Source organism: Peribacillus sedimenti (genome assembly GCF_046237635.1).
GTDB classification, from domain to species: Bacteria; Bacillota; Bacilli; order Bacillales; family DSM-1321; genus Peribacillus; species Peribacillus sedimenti.
In genome coordinates this window covers 4,006,333-4,024,339 of sequence record NZ_CP143547.1, presented here as the reverse complement: position 1 = coordinate 4,024,339, position 18,007 = coordinate 4,006,333, and the positions used below count along the sequence as shown (strand labels likewise).

Annotated in this window: 19 protein-coding genes and 1 other annotated feature; all 19 genes read left to right on the top strand. The window is 44.4% G+C overall.

Going from position 1 to position 18,007, the window contains the following annotated elements; all coding sequences use genetic code 11:
- Window positions 1-239 precede the first annotated feature (239 nt).
- The 19 genes from V1500_RS19805 to V1500_RS19715 all read left to right on the top strand — a co-directional run bounded on the left by V1500_RS19805 (window position 240) and on the right by V1500_RS19715 (window position 17,931).
- A complete protein-coding gene (locus tag V1500_RS19805) occupies window positions 240-797 on the top strand; it encodes a Maf family protein (RefSeq protein WP_409301944.1) in 558 nt (185 codons plus the stop codon).
- Window positions 798-882: 85 nt separating this feature from the next.
- Window positions 883-1,557 (top strand): RadC family protein, encoded by a 675-nt coding sequence (gene radC / locus V1500_RS19800; protein WP_409306053.1) that lies wholly within the window; start codon window positions 883-885, stop codon window positions 1,555-1,557.
- Between the two features lie 147 nt (window positions 1,558-1,704).
- Window positions 1,705-2,718 carry a rod shape-determining protein gene (locus V1500_RS19795; protein ID WP_409301942.1) on the top strand — a complete coding sequence of 338 codons (1,014 nt, stop codon included), beginning with the start codon at window positions 1,705-1,707 and terminating at the stop codon, window positions 2,716-2,718.
- A 232-nt stretch (window positions 2,719-2,950) separates the two neighbouring features.
- A complete protein-coding gene (gene mreC / locus V1500_RS19790) occupies window positions 2,951-3,829 on the top strand; it encodes a rod shape-determining protein MreC (protein WP_409301940.1) in 879 nt (292 codons plus the stop codon).
- Window positions 3,826-4,344 (top strand): rod shape-determining protein MreD, encoded by a 519-nt coding sequence (gene mreD / locus V1500_RS19785; RefSeq protein ID WP_409301938.1) that lies wholly within the window; start codon window positions 3,826-3,828, stop codon window positions 4,342-4,344. The genes mreC and mreD overlap by 4 nt, the downstream gene beginning before the upstream one ends.
- A gap of 111 nt (window positions 4,345-4,455) precedes the next feature.
- Complete coding sequence (minC, locus tag V1500_RS19780; protein ID WP_409301936.1) at window positions 4,456-5,139, top strand: septum site-determining protein MinC; 684 nt, start codon at window positions 4,456-4,458, stop codon at window positions 5,137-5,139.
- Window positions 5,140-5,141: 2 nt separating this feature from the next.
- Complete coding sequence (gene minD / locus V1500_RS19775; protein ID WP_409301934.1) at window positions 5,142-5,945, top strand: septum site-determining protein MinD; 804 nt, start codon at window positions 5,142-5,144, stop codon at window positions 5,943-5,945.
- Between the two features lie 242 nt (window positions 5,946-6,187).
- Window positions 6,188-6,949, top strand: a complete 762-nt coding sequence (locus tag V1500_RS19770) for a peptidoglycan DD-metalloendopeptidase family protein (RefSeq protein WP_409301932.1) — start codon at window positions 6,188-6,190, stop codon at window positions 6,947-6,949.
- Window positions 6,942-7,808 (top strand): M50 family metallopeptidase, encoded by an 867-nt coding sequence (locus V1500_RS19765; RefSeq protein ID WP_409301930.1) that lies wholly within the window; start codon window positions 6,942-6,944, stop codon window positions 7,806-7,808. The genes V1500_RS19770 and V1500_RS19765 overlap by 8 nt, the downstream gene beginning before the upstream one ends.
- 128 nt (window positions 7,809-7,936) lie before the next feature.
- Complete coding sequence (locus V1500_RS19760; RefSeq protein WP_409301929.1) at window positions 7,937-9,421, top strand: Rne/Rng family ribonuclease; 1,485 nt, start codon at window positions 7,937-7,939, stop codon at window positions 9,419-9,421.
- 70 nt (window positions 9,422-9,491) lie between these two features.
- Window positions 9,492-9,570, top strand: a sequence feature (ribosomal protein L21 leader region).
- Window positions 9,571-9,583: 13 nt separating this feature from the next.
- Window positions 9,584-9,892, top strand: a complete 309-nt coding sequence (gene rplU, locus V1500_RS19755) for a 50S ribosomal protein L21 (protein ID WP_409301927.1) — start codon at window positions 9,584-9,586, stop codon at window positions 9,890-9,892.
- Between the two features lie 11 nt (window positions 9,893-9,903).
- The gene (locus tag V1500_RS19750; protein ID WP_409301925.1) at window positions 9,904-10,239 is read left to right on the top strand and encodes a ribosomal-processing cysteine protease Prp; all 336 of its coding nucleotides are present in this window, start codon (window positions 9,904-9,906) and stop codon (window positions 10,237-10,239) included.
- A gap of 12 nt (window positions 10,240-10,251) precedes the next feature.
- Complete coding sequence (gene rpmA, locus V1500_RS19745) at window positions 10,252-10,542, top strand: 50S ribosomal protein L27 (RefSeq protein WP_409301923.1); 291 nt, start codon at window positions 10,252-10,254, stop codon at window positions 10,540-10,542.
- Between the two features lie 403 nt (window positions 10,543-10,945).
- Window positions 10,946-11,485, top strand: coding sequence for a Spo0B C-terminal domain-containing protein (locus V1500_RS19740; protein WP_409301921.1), 540 nt, complete (start codon window positions 10,946-10,948; stop codon window positions 11,483-11,485).
- A gap of 85 nt (window positions 11,486-11,570) precedes the next feature.
- On the top strand, window positions 11,571-12,860 hold the full coding sequence (gene obgE / locus V1500_RS19735) for a GTPase ObgE (RefSeq protein ID WP_409301920.1): 1,290 nt from the start codon (window positions 11,571-11,573) through the stop codon (window positions 12,858-12,860).
- A gap of 61 nt (window positions 12,861-12,921) precedes the next feature.
- Window positions 12,922-13,416 (top strand): ACT domain-containing protein, encoded by a 495-nt coding sequence (locus V1500_RS19730; RefSeq protein WP_409301918.1) that lies wholly within the window; start codon window positions 12,922-12,924, stop codon window positions 13,414-13,416.
- Between the two features lie 119 nt (window positions 13,417-13,535).
- A complete protein-coding gene (pheA, locus tag V1500_RS19725) occupies window positions 13,536-14,426 on the top strand; it encodes a prephenate dehydratase (protein ID WP_409301916.1) in 891 nt (296 codons plus the stop codon).
- A 297-nt stretch (window positions 14,427-14,723) separates the two neighbouring features.
- On the top strand, window positions 14,724-16,973 hold the full coding sequence (safA, locus tag V1500_RS19720; protein ID WP_409301915.1) for a SafA/ExsA family spore coat assembly protein: 2,250 nt from the start codon (window positions 14,724-14,726) through the stop codon (window positions 16,971-16,973).
- Complete coding sequence (locus V1500_RS19715; RefSeq protein WP_409301913.1) at window positions 16,963-17,931, top strand: phosphotransferase; 969 nt, start codon at window positions 16,963-16,965, stop codon at window positions 17,929-17,931. The genes safA and V1500_RS19715 overlap by 11 nt, the downstream gene beginning before the upstream one ends.
- Window positions 17,932-18,007 lie beyond the last annotated feature (76 nt).

Sequence of the window (18,007 nt, the reverse complement as noted above, 5' to 3'; positions counted from 1 at the left end):
ATAAAGTCGTAAAAAAGGACGTCGGGGGCATAGTAAATTATATCATGCAGAAGCTGCTCCAGCGGCAAAGACTCAAGATATAATCGTACATATGCTGCAAGCGGGGTCTTTTCTTTTTGGGGAAATATGTTTAATTGTGAAATATCCTGTCTAAGATTGTTAGTTACTCCACAATCTGTTACGATAATGGAGTATCTCCCTTTATTATGAAAGATATCTTGTAAGGTAAGGTGAAACACATGCATCCAGTCATACTGGCTTCTTCATCGCCGCGTCGAAAAGAACTCCTGCAATTCCTCCAAATCCCTTTTCAAACTGTGAATGCTAACGTAGATGAAACAATTGCAGCCGGCACGACTCCTGAGGAAGCTGTAAAGCAGCTAGCTTATCGAAAAGCTGCTGAGGTAAATCGCAGCCATAAGGGAAGCATCATTATAGGCTCCGATACGGTAGTCGCCATCGAAGGGGACATATTAGGGAAGCCTGCAGGCCGGGATGATGCGAGGGCAACACTTAAGCGGCTTTCAGGGAAGGCCCATTCGGTGTACACCGGAGTCGCTATTATCAAGGATGAATACAGCAAAATCTTTGCTGAAAAGACTGAAGTGACCTTTTGGGAGCTGTCTGATGAAGAGATAGAAAAATACCTTGATAGCGGGGAGCCATATGACAAGGCTGGCAGCTATGGAATACAGGGGCTTGGGTCACTGCTCGTGAAAAGCATTGCCGGGGATTATTATACGGTGGTGGGCTTGCCTGTTTCGAGACTTGCACGTGAAATAAAGGCTTTCATATGACTGCTTCATTTGGACTTTCTACTCTGGACGGACGCTGACCGTTAAAGGGCATTTAGAAAGGAAGGATGTTCAGTTGAGTTCCACAATGTTAATCCGGGACTTTCCAAAGGAAGAGAGGCCGCGGGAGCGCTTCCTCCAGGATGGGCCCCAGAGTTTATCTACACAGGAATTGCTTGCCCTATTGCTTAGAACAGGTACGAAAAACGAATCGGTAATCCAGCTTGCCAATCGCCTGATTACTGAATTTGAAGGCTTGAGGTTGTTAAAAGATGCCTCGATAGAAGAAATCACAGCGATAAAAGGCATAGGGGAGGCAAAGGCGATTCAGATCCTCGCTTCGGTAGAGCTTGGGCGGCGAATCAGCAGCTTGAATTATTCAGATCGGTATGTTATCCGTTCCCCGGAGGATTGTGCGAAGTACTGCATGAACGAAATGCGCTTTCTATCCCAGGAGCATTTTGTATGTGTTTACCTGAACACTAAAAATCAGGTTCTTCATAAGCAGACCGTTTTTATCGGGAGCTTGAATGCCTCCATTGTACATCCCCGAGAGGTTTACAAAGAAGCCTTCCGCCGGTCGGCGGCCTCTATCATATGTATTCATAATCACCCCTCCGGAGATCCCACTCCGAGCCGGGAAGATATAGAAGTAACAAAGCGGCTTGCTGAGTGCGGAAAGATCATCGGCATTGATTTGCTTGACCATGTAATAATCGGTGAACAGAAGTATGTCAGCTTGAAGGAAAAAGGTTATTTATGACACTATCAAAATTTTTGACTATACAGTATAATAATGTTTATGATTTTTGAGGGGAAATCTTTTTACCTTCTGTTGTTGCAACAATAACTGAATCTTAAAATGAATTCTTACCATAAAAGCTATCGTTCATGAAAGGGAGATACCGTAATGTTTGGAATTGGTACAAGAGATATTGGAATCGACTTAGGAACAGCTAATACGCTGGTTTATGTTAAAGGAAAAGGGATTGTTGTCAGAGAGCCGTCGGTAGTTGCTTTGCAGACTGATACAAAGAACATCGTAGCCGTAGGCAATGATGCTAAGAACATGATTGGACGTACTCCCGGAAACGTGGTGGCACTTCGCCCAATGAAGGACGGGGTTATCGCTGATTATGAAACTACAGCTACCATGATGAAATATTACATGGCCCAGGCTCAAAAGAAAGGCGTATTCGCAAGAAAGCCATATGTTATGGTATGTGTGCCATCAGGGATTACTGCAGTTGAGCAGCGTGCCGTGATAGATGCGACTCGACAGGCAGGAGCCAGGGATGCATTTCCTATAGAAGAACCATTTGCAGCTGCCATTGGTGCGGACCTTCCAGTTTGGGAACCGACAGGCAGCATGGTAGTCGATATCGGCGGCGGTACTACAGAGGTTGCCATTATATCACTTGGCGGAATCGTTACAAGCCAATCCATCCGCATTGCCGGAGATGAAATGGACGATGCCATCATCAGCTATATTCGCAAGAATTATAATTTGATGATCGGTGACCGTACGGCTGAAAACATCAAAATGGAAATCGGTTCAGCAGGAGACCCTGAGGGCATCGAGAATATGGAAATCCGTGGACGCGACCTTCTGACAGGGCTTCCAAAAACAATTGAAATCACAGCTGAAGAGATTTCAAAAGCGCTTCATGACACTGTGTATGCAATCGTCGACTCGGTTAAAAATACACTCGAAAAGACTCCGCCAGAACTGGCGGCGGATATTATGGACCGCGGAATCGTCTTAACCGGTGGCGGTGCTTTATTGCGCAACCTTGATAGGGTAATCAGCGAGGAAACAAAAATGCCGGTTCTGATTGCTGAAAATCCGCTTGATTGTGTAGCGATAGGAACGGGTAAAGCCCTAGAGCATATCCACCTTTTCAAAAATAAATCCAGAGCCTAAATATATTATCAGGTGCGGCGGGACCGATTCGGACCGTCCTCCTTTTTTGCCAAAAAAAATGTTGCTGGTTTCTGCGGGACCAGAAACCAGCTATTTCGTATTTAGCATTTCTTATACATGTTTTTAGTCATACGAATTATTGTTATTGAATGGGCCCATTGCATCAATGTTCATGCAGGGGCAAGACTGGGCGACATAGAATAGCAACCGAAAAATAATAGAGGTGAAAACCATGCCACAGTTTTTTTTCAATAAAAGGCTGATCTTATTGCTTGTAAGTATTATTATTCTCGTGGCATTGATTGGGTTTTCGTTAAGAGAGAGAAATCAATTATCCTGGCCAGAACAATTTTTAAAGGATACAGCCGGTTGGTTTGAAAATATTTTTCATAAACCCGTTTCCGCAACCGTAGGTTTTTTTGAAAATCTTAACGATCTTCAGGATACATACGACGAAAACAAGAAGTTAAAGGCCCGCCTGGATGAATATGTGAAGCTTAAAACAGAGGTCCATCATCTGAAGAAGGATAATGAGGACCTGCGAAAAATCCTTGGAAAGGAAAAGGATGATCTGTCAAAGGCTAGCCACATACAGGCTGCTGTAATCGGCCGGAACCCGGACAGATGGCATGAAATGCTCACGATCAATAAAGGCACGCTGCACGGTGTCGAAAAAAATATGGCCGTTGAGACTTCCGAAGGGCTCATAGGCAAGGTAAAGAGCACGAATAAATTTACTTCCTCAGTCCAGCTTTTAACATCAATAGACCCAAAAAATCGCATATCAGCCATCATTCAGGGGAATAAAGATGCATATGGCGTGATTGAAGGTTATGATGATAAAAGACAGGCGCTGCTCCTGAAGAGGATTCCTTATGATAAAAAAGTGAAGAAGAATTCGAATGTTATTACTTCCGGGTATGGCGGGGTGTTTCCGCATGGGCTTGTAATCGGGAAGGTCATAGATGTGGAAATTGATGAACATGGCTTAAACCAGAAAGCGTATATTAAGCCCGCGACCGATTTTTATGACATTCATAATGTAATTGTAGTAAAAAGAGATATTCCATCCGAAGAAGAAATAAATAAGGAGGAGGATGATGGACAGTGAGCCGTTTCATCCTTCCTTTGCTGGCTTTAATTTTCTTCATTTCAGAAAGTATGTATTCAAACCTGTTTGCTGGAGCCTTCTTTGGAAACGATCGAATCCTTGTTCCTCGTTTCCTCATGATTTTTATTTCCTTCGTGACGATCTATGCTTCAAGGAAATGGGGCATCTATTACGGTCTGGTATTAGGGATTGCGTTCGATGTAGTATATACAGAAGTTTTAGGCATTTACACCTTTCTTTTCCCTGTCCTCGCCTTCCTTGTCTCGAAGACGATGAAGATGATGCATGCAAACCTGCTAATAGCCGCTTTGGTTTCCCTGTTTTTCGTGGGCGTCCTGGAAGTCGCTGTTTATGAGATTAATCTGCTGATCCATGTGGCAGACATGAATTTTACCGAATTTGCTTTAAACCGGCTTGTGCCTACACTGCTTCTGAACTTGATCTTTATCCTCATAGTTTCCCTTCCTCTTAGAATGGTTATCGAAAAGTTCAGTACAAGCCGGGATATTGACTGATAAACAAAAAGATCCGAAATAAAAAGATTTCTTTGCTCTTGCAATAACTGAGAAAAAGGAAAATTGTATGACAATGTCGAATTATACTTTCATTGAGGTGAAACAGGCGTCATGAGTAAAAAAATTCAACAAAATGTAATGATCAAAGGCACAAAAGACGGGCTAACATTGCATCTCGATGATTCATGTTCCTTTTCCGAATTATTGAAAGAGCTGGAAATGAAGCTGTCGGAGAAATATCAGTTTCAGGAAAATGACCCGTTAATTGCCGTAAAAGTACATACTGGCAACAGATACCTGACAAAAGAGCAATGCGAACGTGTTAAAGAGCTGATCCGTACCAAGAAAAAGCTCGTAGTTGATGAAATTACATCCAATGTAGTGACGATAGAAGAAGCAACGAAGTGGAAAGAGGAAAATGCCATTACCACTGTTGCAAAAATTGTCCGCTCAGGGCAGATTCTGCAGGTTCCTGGCGACCTATTACTCATTGGGGATGTCAATCCAGGTGGTACAATAGCTGCAGGCGGCAATATTTACGTTATGGGTGTACTTAAGGGGATTGCGCATGCCGGATGCTTCGGGAACAGGGAGGCAATTATAGCCGCCTCCGTCATGAAGCCATCACAGCTTCGCATCAGTGATGCTGTCAACAGGGCACCTGATGAGTATATCGAAGACGGGCATGGAATGGAATGTGCATTCATCAATGATAATAATCAAATAATAGTAGATAAGCTGCAGGTTTTAAAGAATCATAGACCGAATTTAAATAGATTAGAAGGGGGACTCTAATTGTGGGAGAGGCAATTGTAATAACATCCGGCAAGGGTGGAGTTGGGAAAACTACAACTTCTGCCAATTTAGGTACTTCTTTAGCGCTTCTGGGGAAAAAGGTTTGCCTGGTCGACACGGATATCGGCCTTCGTAATTTGGATGTTGTCATGGGTCTGGAAAACCGGATCATTTACGATTTGGTGGATGTAGTGGAAGGCCGCTGCAAAATCCATCAGGCCCTTGTAAAAGATAAGAGGTTTGACGATTTACTGTATCTGCTGCCTGCCGCGCAGACCAGTGATAAGTCAGCAGTCAACCCTGAACAAATGAAGCAGCTTGTCGATGAGCTGAAAAGAGATTATGACTATATTATTATCGACTGTCCTGCGGGAATTGAACAAGGCTATAAAAATGCTGTTGCAGGTGCGGATAAAGCGATTGTAGTCACTACTCCCGAAACATCTGCTGTCAGGGACGCAGACAGAATTATCGGGCTGCTGGAAAAGGAGGAAAACATCGAGCCTCCAAAGCTTGTTATAAACCGAATCCGCAGCCATATGTTAAAAAGCGGAGAAATGCTGGACATTGATGAAATTACTACGCATCTTTCCATTGACCTAATAGGCATCGTTGCCGACGATGACCAGGTCATCAAGGCCTCCAACCAGGGAGAGCCTATCGCACTGGATCCTAATAACAAGGCGTCCATAGCGTACAGGGATATAGCAAGGCGCATCCTCGGCGAATCTGTGCCGTTAAGGCGGCTGGATGAAGAGCCGAAAGGTTTCGTTGCAAAAATTAAAAAGCTGTTTGTTGGCAGATAAAAAAGCAATCAATAGATATTAAACTAAGGGTGCATCCATTCAATTGCACTCTTTTTTTGTGCACACATTGCTGTTATTAAACTGATTTCAAGCAGCAGGCTATCCGGAGATTTAACAGACGGGTTCATCAGAGTGATACCTGCTTGTTTAATAATATTCTGAAGCGAGAGACAGTCATAATTTGGACAAGATGGTCATACCCTTTTACAAAGTTTGTATGTTAGCAGGGGGTAGAAGGCCTAATGAAGGACAGAAGGAAGGAAATTCAGGACCGTATTGCCAAACGCAGAAAGATGGCGGCAAGGAAATCGGATGTTGGCTGGACCCAGCTTCACACCGATGACCATTTTGGGCATGAGTCAAACACGTTTGAAGGACACTACTCAGAAAAAGATCATCCTCTGTTTAAAAAAGAATATTTTTATTTTAAACTCCTGGGCGCTCTATGTTTATTTTTGATCGTTGCAGTCATGTTCAGACATCCATCAGCTAAATTGGATCGTCCCAGGGATTTTGTGGCCGAGACCATGGACAAGGAAATTCAGTTCGCAGCCATTTCAGACTGGTATGAAGACAAATTTGGCAAACCCATCGCTTTTTTGCCTGCTGAACCTAAAACTGGAACTGAGGTGTCCGGTAAAACCAACAACTACTCAGTCCCGGTAACAGGGAAAATCGCTGAAAGCTTTGACGACAATGGAGAAGGAATCATTCTGGAAACGGGGCCAGATGCGTCTGTCGATGCAACAAAGGAAGGCATCGTCATTTTTGCCGGCAATAAAGAGGATCTTGGAAAAACAGTAGTGATTCAGCATGGCGATAAAAGCGAGTCCTGGTATGGACAGCTTCAGACGATCGATGTAAAGCTGTACCAGCGTGTCAGCAAAGGGAAGGCAATTGGGCAGGTTAAGGCAACCGAAGATGGCTCTAAAGGAACCTTCTATCTTGCGATTAAAAAAGAGAACAAATTCATTGATCCTAAAAAGGTGATACCATTTGACTGATTATGCCGGACTTTTACTAAAGATAAGAATCCATCCCACGTTATGGATTGTGTTGGGGATCGCTGTTTTGACGGCCCATTTTGTCCCGGCTATCATGCTTTTGATCACGGTTTTTGTACATGAGCTGGGCCATGCAGCCGCTGCCCATTACTTCAGATGGAGGGTTAAGGCAGTGTCGCTTCTGCCGTTTGGAGGAAGCGTCGAAACGGAGGAATATGGCAACAAATCCATGAAGGAGGATTTCATTGTAATTCTGGCGGGCCCCTTGCAGCATCTTTGGCTGATTGGCGGTGCATTCCTCCTCTATTCCTCCGCAATCCTGCCCCCTGATTGGTATAAGCAATTTGTAACAATGAACCTGATTATCTTGCTTTTTAACTTACTCCCAATCTGGCCTTTGGACGGAGGGAAACTCGTTTTTCTTGCGGTATCCCTTTTTCATTCTTTTCTTGAAGCACACCGGCTTACTCTAATGGCTTCCGCGGTTTCAGCTTTCCTATGTTTAGGAATCCTTACATTAATACATCATTTTAATTTAAATGTCTGGATCATTGCAGGATTCATCGCTTTTTCATTATGGGGTGAATGGCGCCAGCGCTATTATGTGTTTCTGCGTTTCTTGCTGGAGCGCCATTATGGCAGAAACCAGAACCTTTCCAGATTGAAACCGATTGAGGTGGATGAAGGAGTACAGATCCATAAGGTCCTGGAAAAGTTCCAAAGAGGATACAAACATCCTGTAATCATCTTAAAAGAAGGAAAAGAGCGTGGTTCGCTGGATGAAAATGAAATATTGCACGCTTATTTCTCCGAAAAAATGACTAATATAAAAATCGGCGACCTATTATATTCATATTAAATATGTTATCCTTTTTTCAACTAAGGCAAGCTTTGCAAAATCCGGCAAAGGTCTCATCAGCGCCGGAAAAGGTAATCGAGTGACGATTAGCGCTGCACTTGCTTTATTTACGAAGAAGGGATTTTTTTATGAAGAAAATGATCGTCAACATGGCCTCTCGCCAGAAAAGATATGCCATCATTGAAAAAGGGAGACTGAAAAAGCTTGAGGTTTATTCACCAGGACAATCCAGTCTGGTGGGCAACATATACTTGGGTACAGTGACAAAGATATTGCCGGGAATGGATGCGGCGTTCATTGATTATGGTACAGAAAAAAATGGATTCCTGCACCGGGACGATTTGCCCGCCTACCAGCTTCACAAACAGTCCAATTCAGGACTGCAACATCCCATTGGGCATTTTGTCCGGCAGGGTGAAAGGCTGCTTGTGCAGGTCAAACGTGACGAGGCTGGTTCCAAGGGTGCCAAACTGTCTGGCATTATTGAGCTTTCGTCCGATTTAATGGTATATATCAAGGGCATAAATTATGTGGGCATTTCAAAAAAATTTGAAGACGCAGCGTCTCAGCAAAAATGGCGGAAGCTGGCGGTGGCAGAAAAGGAAACAGACGAAGGCCTAATAATCAGGACTGACATGGAACACCGGCAAGAGCATGTGTTTTTGCATGAGTTGTCCGGCTTCCGCAAAAAATATATGGAGCTGACACGAGCTGCTTCAGGCAGGAAAGCGCCAGGATTATTATTTGAACAGGACTCATTTTTTGAACAGCTGCTTAACGACATTTCGTCCCAGGGTCCGGCTGAGATTATCGTTGATGATTTTAGTGCATACCAGCTGATAAAAGATAAGTTTGCCCAGGCCGCTGTTGCATACTACAGAGAAAATCCAAATATATTTACTGAATTTCATATAGAGAGGGAAATTGAAAGGGCAAGAAAGAAAATCGTTTGGCTTGACCATGGAGGATACCTGGTTATTGAGGAAACGGAAGCTTTCACCGTTATCGATGTCAATACAGGAAAGAATACAGGGAAATCCGGCAAGGAACAGACAGTTTTCGAAACGAACATGGAAGCGGCCAGGGAAGCAGTCCACCAACTGAAGATCCGAAATATAAGCGGCATTATTCTAATCGATTTCATTAATATGAAGGAAAAACGCCATCGGGATTCCATACTTGAAACGGTAAAAAAAGAGGCCCGGCAGGATGAAATAAGGAATCAGGTAATAGGTTTCACTGAGCTGGGAATCCTTCAATTGACAAGAAAGAGAACTTCTCCCTCGATTAGTAAGCTTTCCTCAGAGCCTTGTCCGGTATGTCAGGGCTATGGTATAATCGACAATGCTGAAACCGTAGCTTTCAGGCTGGAGCGGGAATTGTTCGAATACCGTGCAAGGGAAGAAGAAGCGGTATGGATCGAAGCCACTCCTGATGTTGCAGCAGTCCTGCTGGGGCAGAGCGAGAATTATAGACCCGTATTGGAGCAGGCGGCAGGCAAAACGATTAGGATTACAAGGCTATCCGGTCCAATGAATCATTACCATATAAAGCGGTTTGGCACTATGGAAGAAATAGAACAAGCGATCCAGGCTGATAAACAGCTTGACTGAATGATTCTGCGAAAACATATTGACACATTGCCCGAATTCATGATAGTATTTTAATGTTATGTTTGTAGCACCCGTGCTACAACCGCACAGATCAGGTATAAAGCTTTTGCTTGGCAAAACACCTGTGATTGGCGAGTCTGAGTCTAATAAGGAGGTGCAGGTATGTACGCAATTATCGAAACTGGCGGTAAGCAAGTGAAAGTAGCAGCAGGAGATGTGGTATACGTTGAGAAGGTGGACGTAGCAGCAGGCGAAACTGTTACATTTGACAAGGTTTTATTCGTAGGTGGCGAAAACGTGAAAGTAGGTGCTCCAGTAGTGGAAGGCGCTACTGTTACTGGTACGGTTCAAGAACAAGGCCGTGGCAAGAAAATCATCGTTTTCAAATACAAAGCGAAGAAAAACAACCGTAAGAAGCAAGGTCATCGTCAACCATTCACTAAAGTTGTCATTGATGCAATCAATGCATAAGGCTTGATAAGATGATCAAAGTAACAATCGATTATGATCCGCAAAAACGAATTTCCTCGTTTACATTAAGCGGACATGCTGATTTTGCTAAAAAAGGTTCGGATATTGTTTGTGCAGGTGTTTCGGCCGTCTCATTCGGGGCAGTCAACTCGATTATGTCACTGGCTGGAATTGAGCCTAAGATTGAGCAGGGCGGCAATGGCGGCTATCTCCGCTGCGTAATTCCTACAGATATATCAGAGGATACGCAAGAGAAGGTTCAGCTGTTATTGAACGGCATGCTCATATCACTTCAAACAATCGAACGTGAATATGGTAAATATATTAAAATTAATCAAAATATATAGGAGGTGGAACATATGTTAAGATTAGATCTTCAGTTCTTCGCTTCCAAAAAGGGAGTAGGTTCTACTAAGAACGGACGTGACTCAATCGCTAAGCGCCTTGGTGCTAAGCGTGCAGACGGTCAATTCGTATCTGGCGGTTCTATCCTTTATCGTCAGCGCGGTACTAAAATCTATGCTGGTGAAAACGTTGGACGCGGCGGAGATGATACTCTATTCGCTAAAGTTGACGGTGTTGTACGTTTCGAGCGTTTCGGACGTGACCGTAAGAAAGTAAGCGTATATCCAGTGGCACAAGAAGCATAATAGCATCTTTCAATAGAGGCTGGCTCACAATAGGGTCGACTCCTTCTATCTTACACAGTATACAGCATGCGTGCTCTATATAGTGGGAAGGCGTCCGGCCCTTTTGCATGAGCCAGCCTTTTTCTTTTTATCCATATACATAAAGGTAAAACGCACCGGCCATCGTCCAAAGGTTTCTTTGCCCGGAGTCTTTTGGACGGCGGCTGCCTATGGATGCAGGCTATACGTCCAATCTTCTTTTTTGATATACTGAAAAGAAAAGGCGGGAAACACATTCCCAAACTGAACAAAAGGTGATAGGAAGCGCCAAAAGGGCTATGCAGGAACCGCTATTGCCTGGCATAGTCCGTCTCATGCATATGTTGGCTCCGGCCTTCCGGTTTATAATGATAGGAGTTTTCCCATGGATAAAGAATGGACGATCATAGAAATTTTACGCCACTCAAGGCATGATTGGCTTAATAAAATCCAACTGATAAAAGGGAACCTTGACCTGGACAAAGTGGATCGGGTAAAAAGGATAATCGATGAAATCGTCATTGAAGCCCAGCATGAGTCCCGGATTACCAGTATGAAAATGCCAGGCTTTGCCGAGCTGCTGCTTACAGCAAATTGGGGGAAGAACCCTTTCCGTCTGGAATTCGAGGTTATCAGTGCAAACCCGGGGGGACAATCAGTTGATCGGCACGTGACGGACTGGACAAGTAATTTGTTCAGGCTGCTTAAGGATGCATTGGATTTTTACGGAGAGAACGTTCTGTCTCTTACGATATTCCAAAGAACTGAAGAGATTCTTTGTTTTTCGTTTGATTTACAGGGTACGATAAAAAATGAAGAATTGCTGAAAAGCTATATAGAAAATAGTGAAAACCAATTTATAAAGACGCAGCTGACGGAAATCACGGATAGGGAAGCCCTGTTCCGTGTTGAAATACGGGATTAATATGACAGAAAAGATGGCATATAAAAGCCATTCCGAATGTAACGGAAAACATCATTGAAAAAATACATACAGAGGAAGTGATCATATGTTTGTCGATCAGGTCAAGGTATATGTAAAAGGCGGAGACGGCGGGAACGGCATCGTAGCCTACCGCAGAGAAAAATATGTTCCGAAGGGCGGCCCTGCAGGAGGGGACGGAGGAAACGGCGCGAATGTCGTATTTGAAGTAGAAGAAGGATTAAGGACTCTGATGGATTTTCGATATCAGCGGCATTTTAAAGCACCACGGGGCGAACATGGCATGTCCAAAAACATGCATGGAAAGAATGCACCGGATATGGTAGTGAAAGTGCCGCCGGGTACAGTGGTCATCGATGATGATACAAAGGAAGTAATCGCGGATTTAGTGGAGCATGGACAGCGTGCCGTTATCGCAAAGGGAGGGCGCGGTGGAAGAGGCAATTCGCGTTTTGCCACTCCTGCCAACCCGGCTCCGGAAATTGCCGAAAACGGAGAGCCAGGACAAGAACGCAATATTGTCATGGAGCTAAAATTATTAGCCGATGTTGGATTGGTAGGATTTCCAAGTGTCGGCAAATCAACGCTGCTTTCGGTTGTCTCCGCTGCCAGGCCTAAAATTGCAGAATACCATTTTACCACAATCGTGCCAAACTTAGGGCTTGTCGAGACAGAGGATGCTCGAAGCTTCGTCATGGCCGATCTCCCCGGTCTGATTGAAGGAGCATCCGAAGGTGTCGGCCTTGGCCATCAATTTCTGAGGCATATAGAGCGTACGAGGGTGATAGTTCATGTCATTGATATGTCCGGGATGGAAGGACGGGATCCGTATGAGGACTTTGTCACCATCAATAAGGAATTGAAGGAATATAATCTGCGATTGACGGAAAGGCCGCAAATCATTGTTGCCAATAAAATGGACATGCCTGAAGCGGAGGAAAATTTACAGGTCTTTAAAACTAAAATGACTGAGGATTTCCCTGTTTTCCCGGTATCAGCTTTAACAAGGGAAGGCGTCCGTGAGCTTTTGTTTGCGGTTGCTGATAAGATTGAACAGACCCCTGAATTCCCGCTTGACCATGAGGAAGAGGAAACAGGAATTCACAGGGTTCTATACAAGCATGAAGTCCAAAGAGATGAATTTACGATAACAAGAGAACCAGATGGAAGCTTTGTGGTTTCCGGCTTTAAAGTGGAACGATTATTCAAAATGACAGATTTTAACCGAGAAGAGTCTATACGCCGATTTGCACGCCAGCTTCGTTCATTTGGAGTGGATGAAGCACTCAGGGAAAAAGGAGCCAAAGACGGCGACATTGTAAGGATCATGGAGTACGAGTTCGAATTTGTAGAATAAAAATAATGGGGTGCAGGCGTAGCAGCAGGTACGCCATGCACATGGGGTATAAGAATGTTAAATGAAAAACCGGACTTTCCACCGGGCAGGTAATGAGGTGCTGGCTGTGAACAAAACCGATAAAAAATTTTATCTAATCAGAGAAGATGTCCTTCCGGAAGCAATGAAGAAAACGCTTGATGCCAAGGAGATGATCGAGCGCGGAAGGGCAGAATCGGTTTGGGAAGCTGTTCAAAAAGTAGACTTGAGCCGGAGTGCCTTCTATAAATACAGGGATACAGTTTTTCCTTTTCATACCGTGGTAAAAGAAAAGCTGATCACATTGTTTTTTTATTTGGAGGACCGGTCCGGAACATTGTCTCAGCTGTTGGGTGTAGTTGCGTCTTCAGGATGCAATGTCATGACTATACACCAGACGATACCTCTCCAGGGAAGAGCAAACGTAACCCTTTCTTTGAACACATCAGGAATGACCATGGAGATTGAGGAACTGTTATCCAAGCTGCGGAAGATGGAATTCGTCGAGAAGGTAGAGGTGCTTGGTTCGGGCGCATGATGTCCGATTGCTGTGCAAAGTTGCACGGCTTTTTTTATTTGTGGCAAACTGACTATTGTAATAAATCAGAAAATAGAATAACATAGACAGTAAATTTTCCGTCAGAAAGGAAGTAACAAATGTCTTATCGTAGCGCTTTTTTAGGACCCAAAGCAACATTCACAGATCTAGCCGTTTCTAAACTATTTCCAGACGGAAACAAAATTCCAATGGCCACTATACCTGAATGCCTTGATGCAGTAAATGAGGGTAAGGTAGAATTAGCGGTTGTTCCTATAGAAAATGCTCTTGAAGGCTCGGTAAATATTACTTTGGATTATTTGGTCCATGAAGTGGACCTTCCGATTCAAGGGGAGATTATTATTCCTATTCAGCAGCATTTTATGGTTCATCCAGACCATGCGGATCGATTGTTCCAGCCGGAGACGATCTTCTCGCATTCTCATGCAATAGCACAGTGCCATAAATTCCTGCATAGGCAATTTAAGGGGGTAAGCTGTGAAACCACCACCTCCACTGCGGCTGCCGCAAAGATGGTCAAGGAGAATCCGGACAGAGCCATTGCAGCAATAGCAAACGAACTGGCTGCAGAAGAATATGGACTAACTATTGTTAAGCGCAGTATTCATGACTATGAACATAATCATACCAGGTTTGTGGTGGTTTCTAAAAATTCTGTTCAATACACATCGAATTTGACGGACTCAGCTGGACATAAAACGACATTGATGATCATGCTGCCGGCCGACCACTCGGGGGCCCTTCACCAGGTTTTATCCGCGTTTGCATGGAGGAAGCTAAACCTGTCTAAAATTGAGTCCAGGCCAATGAAAACGGGCTTAGGCAATTATTTTTTTATTGTAGATATTGAAAAGAAGCTGGATGAAGTCCTGATTCCTGGTGCAATTTCCGAATTGGAGGCATTAGGATGTAAGGTATCACTGCTGGGAAGCTATGAAAGTTTCAGGGTCGGAACCTTGTCTGGGGTTAAAGATAAAAAGATTATCTAAGCCGGCGAATGTTTTGATCCTCAGGATATTTACAATAAGTTCATAGATTAACTTCAGTAATAACCAACAGCGGTTCCCTGCATCGGCGAAAACACAGCGTGGGAATGGATTATTGAAAAAAACCTTCTTACATCAAGAAGGTTTTTATTTTGAGGTACATTATAGTAGGCGTCTACAATGCCGGTATGTTGCAATCATAATTACTTTCCGCCTTGCATAAGTTTTGATGAAAAAAGTTAGCAAAATGCCCAGCGTTTCATAGTATATAAGGACATATGCACAGGAGGGATGTACAGCGTGAAGATTCATATCGTCCAAAAAGGGGATACGCTTTGGAAGCTGTCCAAAAAGTATGGAGTCAGCTTTGAAGAATTAAAACAGCTAAATTCCCAGCTGAGTAATCCGGATATGATAATGCCTGGTATGAAAATCAAGATTCCTGGCCAATCAGGCGGCGTAAAGAAGGAGATGGGGAATCCTAATCCAGGGACAGCGACAAATGTAAAGGAAGCACCGATTATGCAGGCGGAATATGTTCAACCTGCAGAAAATGTACAGCCAGCACAATTTGGCCAGCCGGCGGCAAAAGAACAGCCCGTACAATATGGCCAGCCGGCAGCAAAGGAACAGCCGGCAATGAATATGCCTAAGGTCAAAGAACAGCCGTTTGTAATGGAGCAAATCAAGATGAAACCAAAACCTGCTCCTAAAGAGCAGCCGATTGTTAAGGAAAAACCCGTCGTTAAAGAAAAGGTGAAAGAGCAGCCGATTGTTGTGGAGAAACCAGTTGTACATGAAATAATAAAAGAGAAAATAGTTCCCGTACCACAGCCAGCTCCCAAGCCCATCGTAACAGAAGTGGACATCAATAACTACTATATAACCAATATGCAGAATATGGCTGTTCAGCAGCCTGCAAAAATGCCTCCAGTGCCACCGGTTCCCAATGTTCCGCCTCCTCCTGGAAAAGTCAGCCCAATAAAGGCTCAGGAAAACTTACCTGCGGAGAACATGCCGGCCCAGCCCGTTTCACCGGTACATGTTCAACCATTGGAGGAATGTGTGCCTGTAACTCCACTTATGCCTGTTACAGGCTATTATTCGCCAATGCCTCAGTGGGGTGAGCAAGTTCCATCGCCTTTCACTGGCGGATTCGCTCCGGGCTACGGCCAGCAGCCGGCATACCAGCCGTTTATGGGCCCCCAGCCATCTGTTTTGGGTACCCAAACTGGACCACCGCCTGCTTTCTTACCAGCAAACCAGGGCCTAGCCGAATCCCCTGATTTTATGGAAGAGCCTGTCGTCAAGGGCATACATCAAGAAAATCATCCTTTTTATGGGTCACAGCATCCGTATAGCGGCGCTGGACTGAATCCTGTTCAAGGGATGCAGCAAGCGCCATCTCAGCAAATGTACCCTCCCTATTCAGCGGGAATAAATCCATATCTACAGGCTCCCCAGCAGCAGGTGATGGGCCAATATACACAAGCGCCATATTATCAGCCTGTGGAATCTTCTTCTCATTTTATGCAATCCCTCTATCCCGGGCATGGCCATGAGGAGAGTTCGGATTGCGGATGTGGAGCCGGAGCACCTAAATATAATCCAGGCCACCAGCAGCCGATGCATGGTGCAGCCGGGCAGTATGGAGAGATGCCGCCATATGGAGGAAGCCAAATGGGAATGCAGCCTCAGTATGGAAGCCAATACGGGAGCCAGCCGCAATATGGAGCAGGTCAATATGGAGGCCAGCCGATGCATGGTGCTGGCGGCCAGTATGGTGATGTAACACCACATGAAGGAAGCCAGATGGGAATGCAGCCTCAGTATGGAAGCCAGTACGGGGGCCAGCCGCAATATGGAGCAGGTCAATATGGAGGCCAGCCGATGCATGGTGCTGGCGGCCAGTATGGTGATGTACCACCACATGAAGGAAGCCAGATGGGAATGCAGCCTCAGTATGGAAGCCAGTACGGGGGCCAGCCGCAATATGGGGCAGGTCAATATGGAGGCCAGCCGATGCATGGTGCTGGCGGCCAGTATGGTCATGTACCACCATATGAAGGAAGCCAGATGGAAATGCAGCCGCAATATGGAGCAGGTCAATATGGAGGCCAGCCTATGTATGGCCCAGGAGGCCAGATAGGCGGTCAGCCATTCGGATCAAGGGATCCATATTATGATAACAGTCCATTCGCTCATCATACAGAACAACATTATCAGGCCAACATGTATGAAGAAGGTCAGGCACATGGTCCAGGGCATCCGTATCCACACCACCTGGGATATGGCGCAGAGCATAATTTGCCTTTCGGTGCTGCCCAGGACACACGGCCGCAAGAATATTATGGAGGGTTTGACGGATATGCTCCCCACCCTCAGATGTATATGCCTGAGATGCCCCAGATAATAAATAGCCATGGCTATCCACCGCAGCAGCCATACACTCCTTTTCCTGTTCAGCCAATTGGCGGTCCCCTGCACGGAAGCCCAGTTCAAGAGAGCTATCATATGCCGGACCTTGAAGATGAAAGCAGTGAAATATAATAATAATAATGGAGACAGCGATTTTTTCGGCTGTCTCCTCACTTATTTCAAAGCCAATCGACTGGAACTGAAGGATATAAACAAAATAAGGAATGAAGTCTATCTTCTTAGTCTCCAGGATGGTACAAAGTTCATAATAAAAGGCTTTCCTGATCAGCATAAATGGGCTGTTCAGCGCAAGCTTTCAGCTTTGCTGGAACGCAGCAGATTTTCTAATAGTTATAAATTCATCACGACCCTTGATCCATTTAAATATAATAGAATCCTTTACAGCTTTATCGAGTATATACCTCCGCATGAGAAAAGATTTGATTTCGATACTATGAATAATCGCAGGGAAGGAATGGAACTGCTTTCACGATTCCACGAGCATTCTGCTGTGTTTGTCCCTAATTTTAATGACAAACTCCCTCGCTTCCAGCTTTTAAGAAAGTGGAGCGAGAGATTCTACCTGTTCCTACATAATTTGCCAATAATTAGAAGGTTCGTAGCAATTGATATTCTTGACCAATGGATATGGTGGGCAAATTGGTCATTGAGGGGAGTTTTTGCAAATCTCCAATATGAAACTTTGGAAAGACAAGTAATAATCCATGGGGATGTAGCGCATCATAATTTTCTCAGGAGCAAGGATGGAAATTTGTATTTGATTGACTTTGACTTAATTGCAATCGCTCCACCGATGTTTGATTATTTGCAATATGCCAACCGGCTCCTGCCTGTCATTGCATCGCATGAGGAGATATGGGCATATCCGCAATTGGCTGCCTATCGCTATAATCAGCTATTTCTCTATGGCCTCGCATTCCCTACAGATATTTTCAGGGAATGGAATAGGGTTATCAGCAGTGGCTTAAGCAAGTCAGACGAACAAATTTATTATGTGTGGAAATTGACAGCAAAGCACTTCCCTTTTCGAATGGCTTTAAATCATGCAATCTTAGAGATGGTGCTCTAAACTTTCAGAAAGATTGCTGCTGGTAACAATTCAGGGAAGTACTGCATATCCTGATATTTAGTCTTTCTCGTGCATT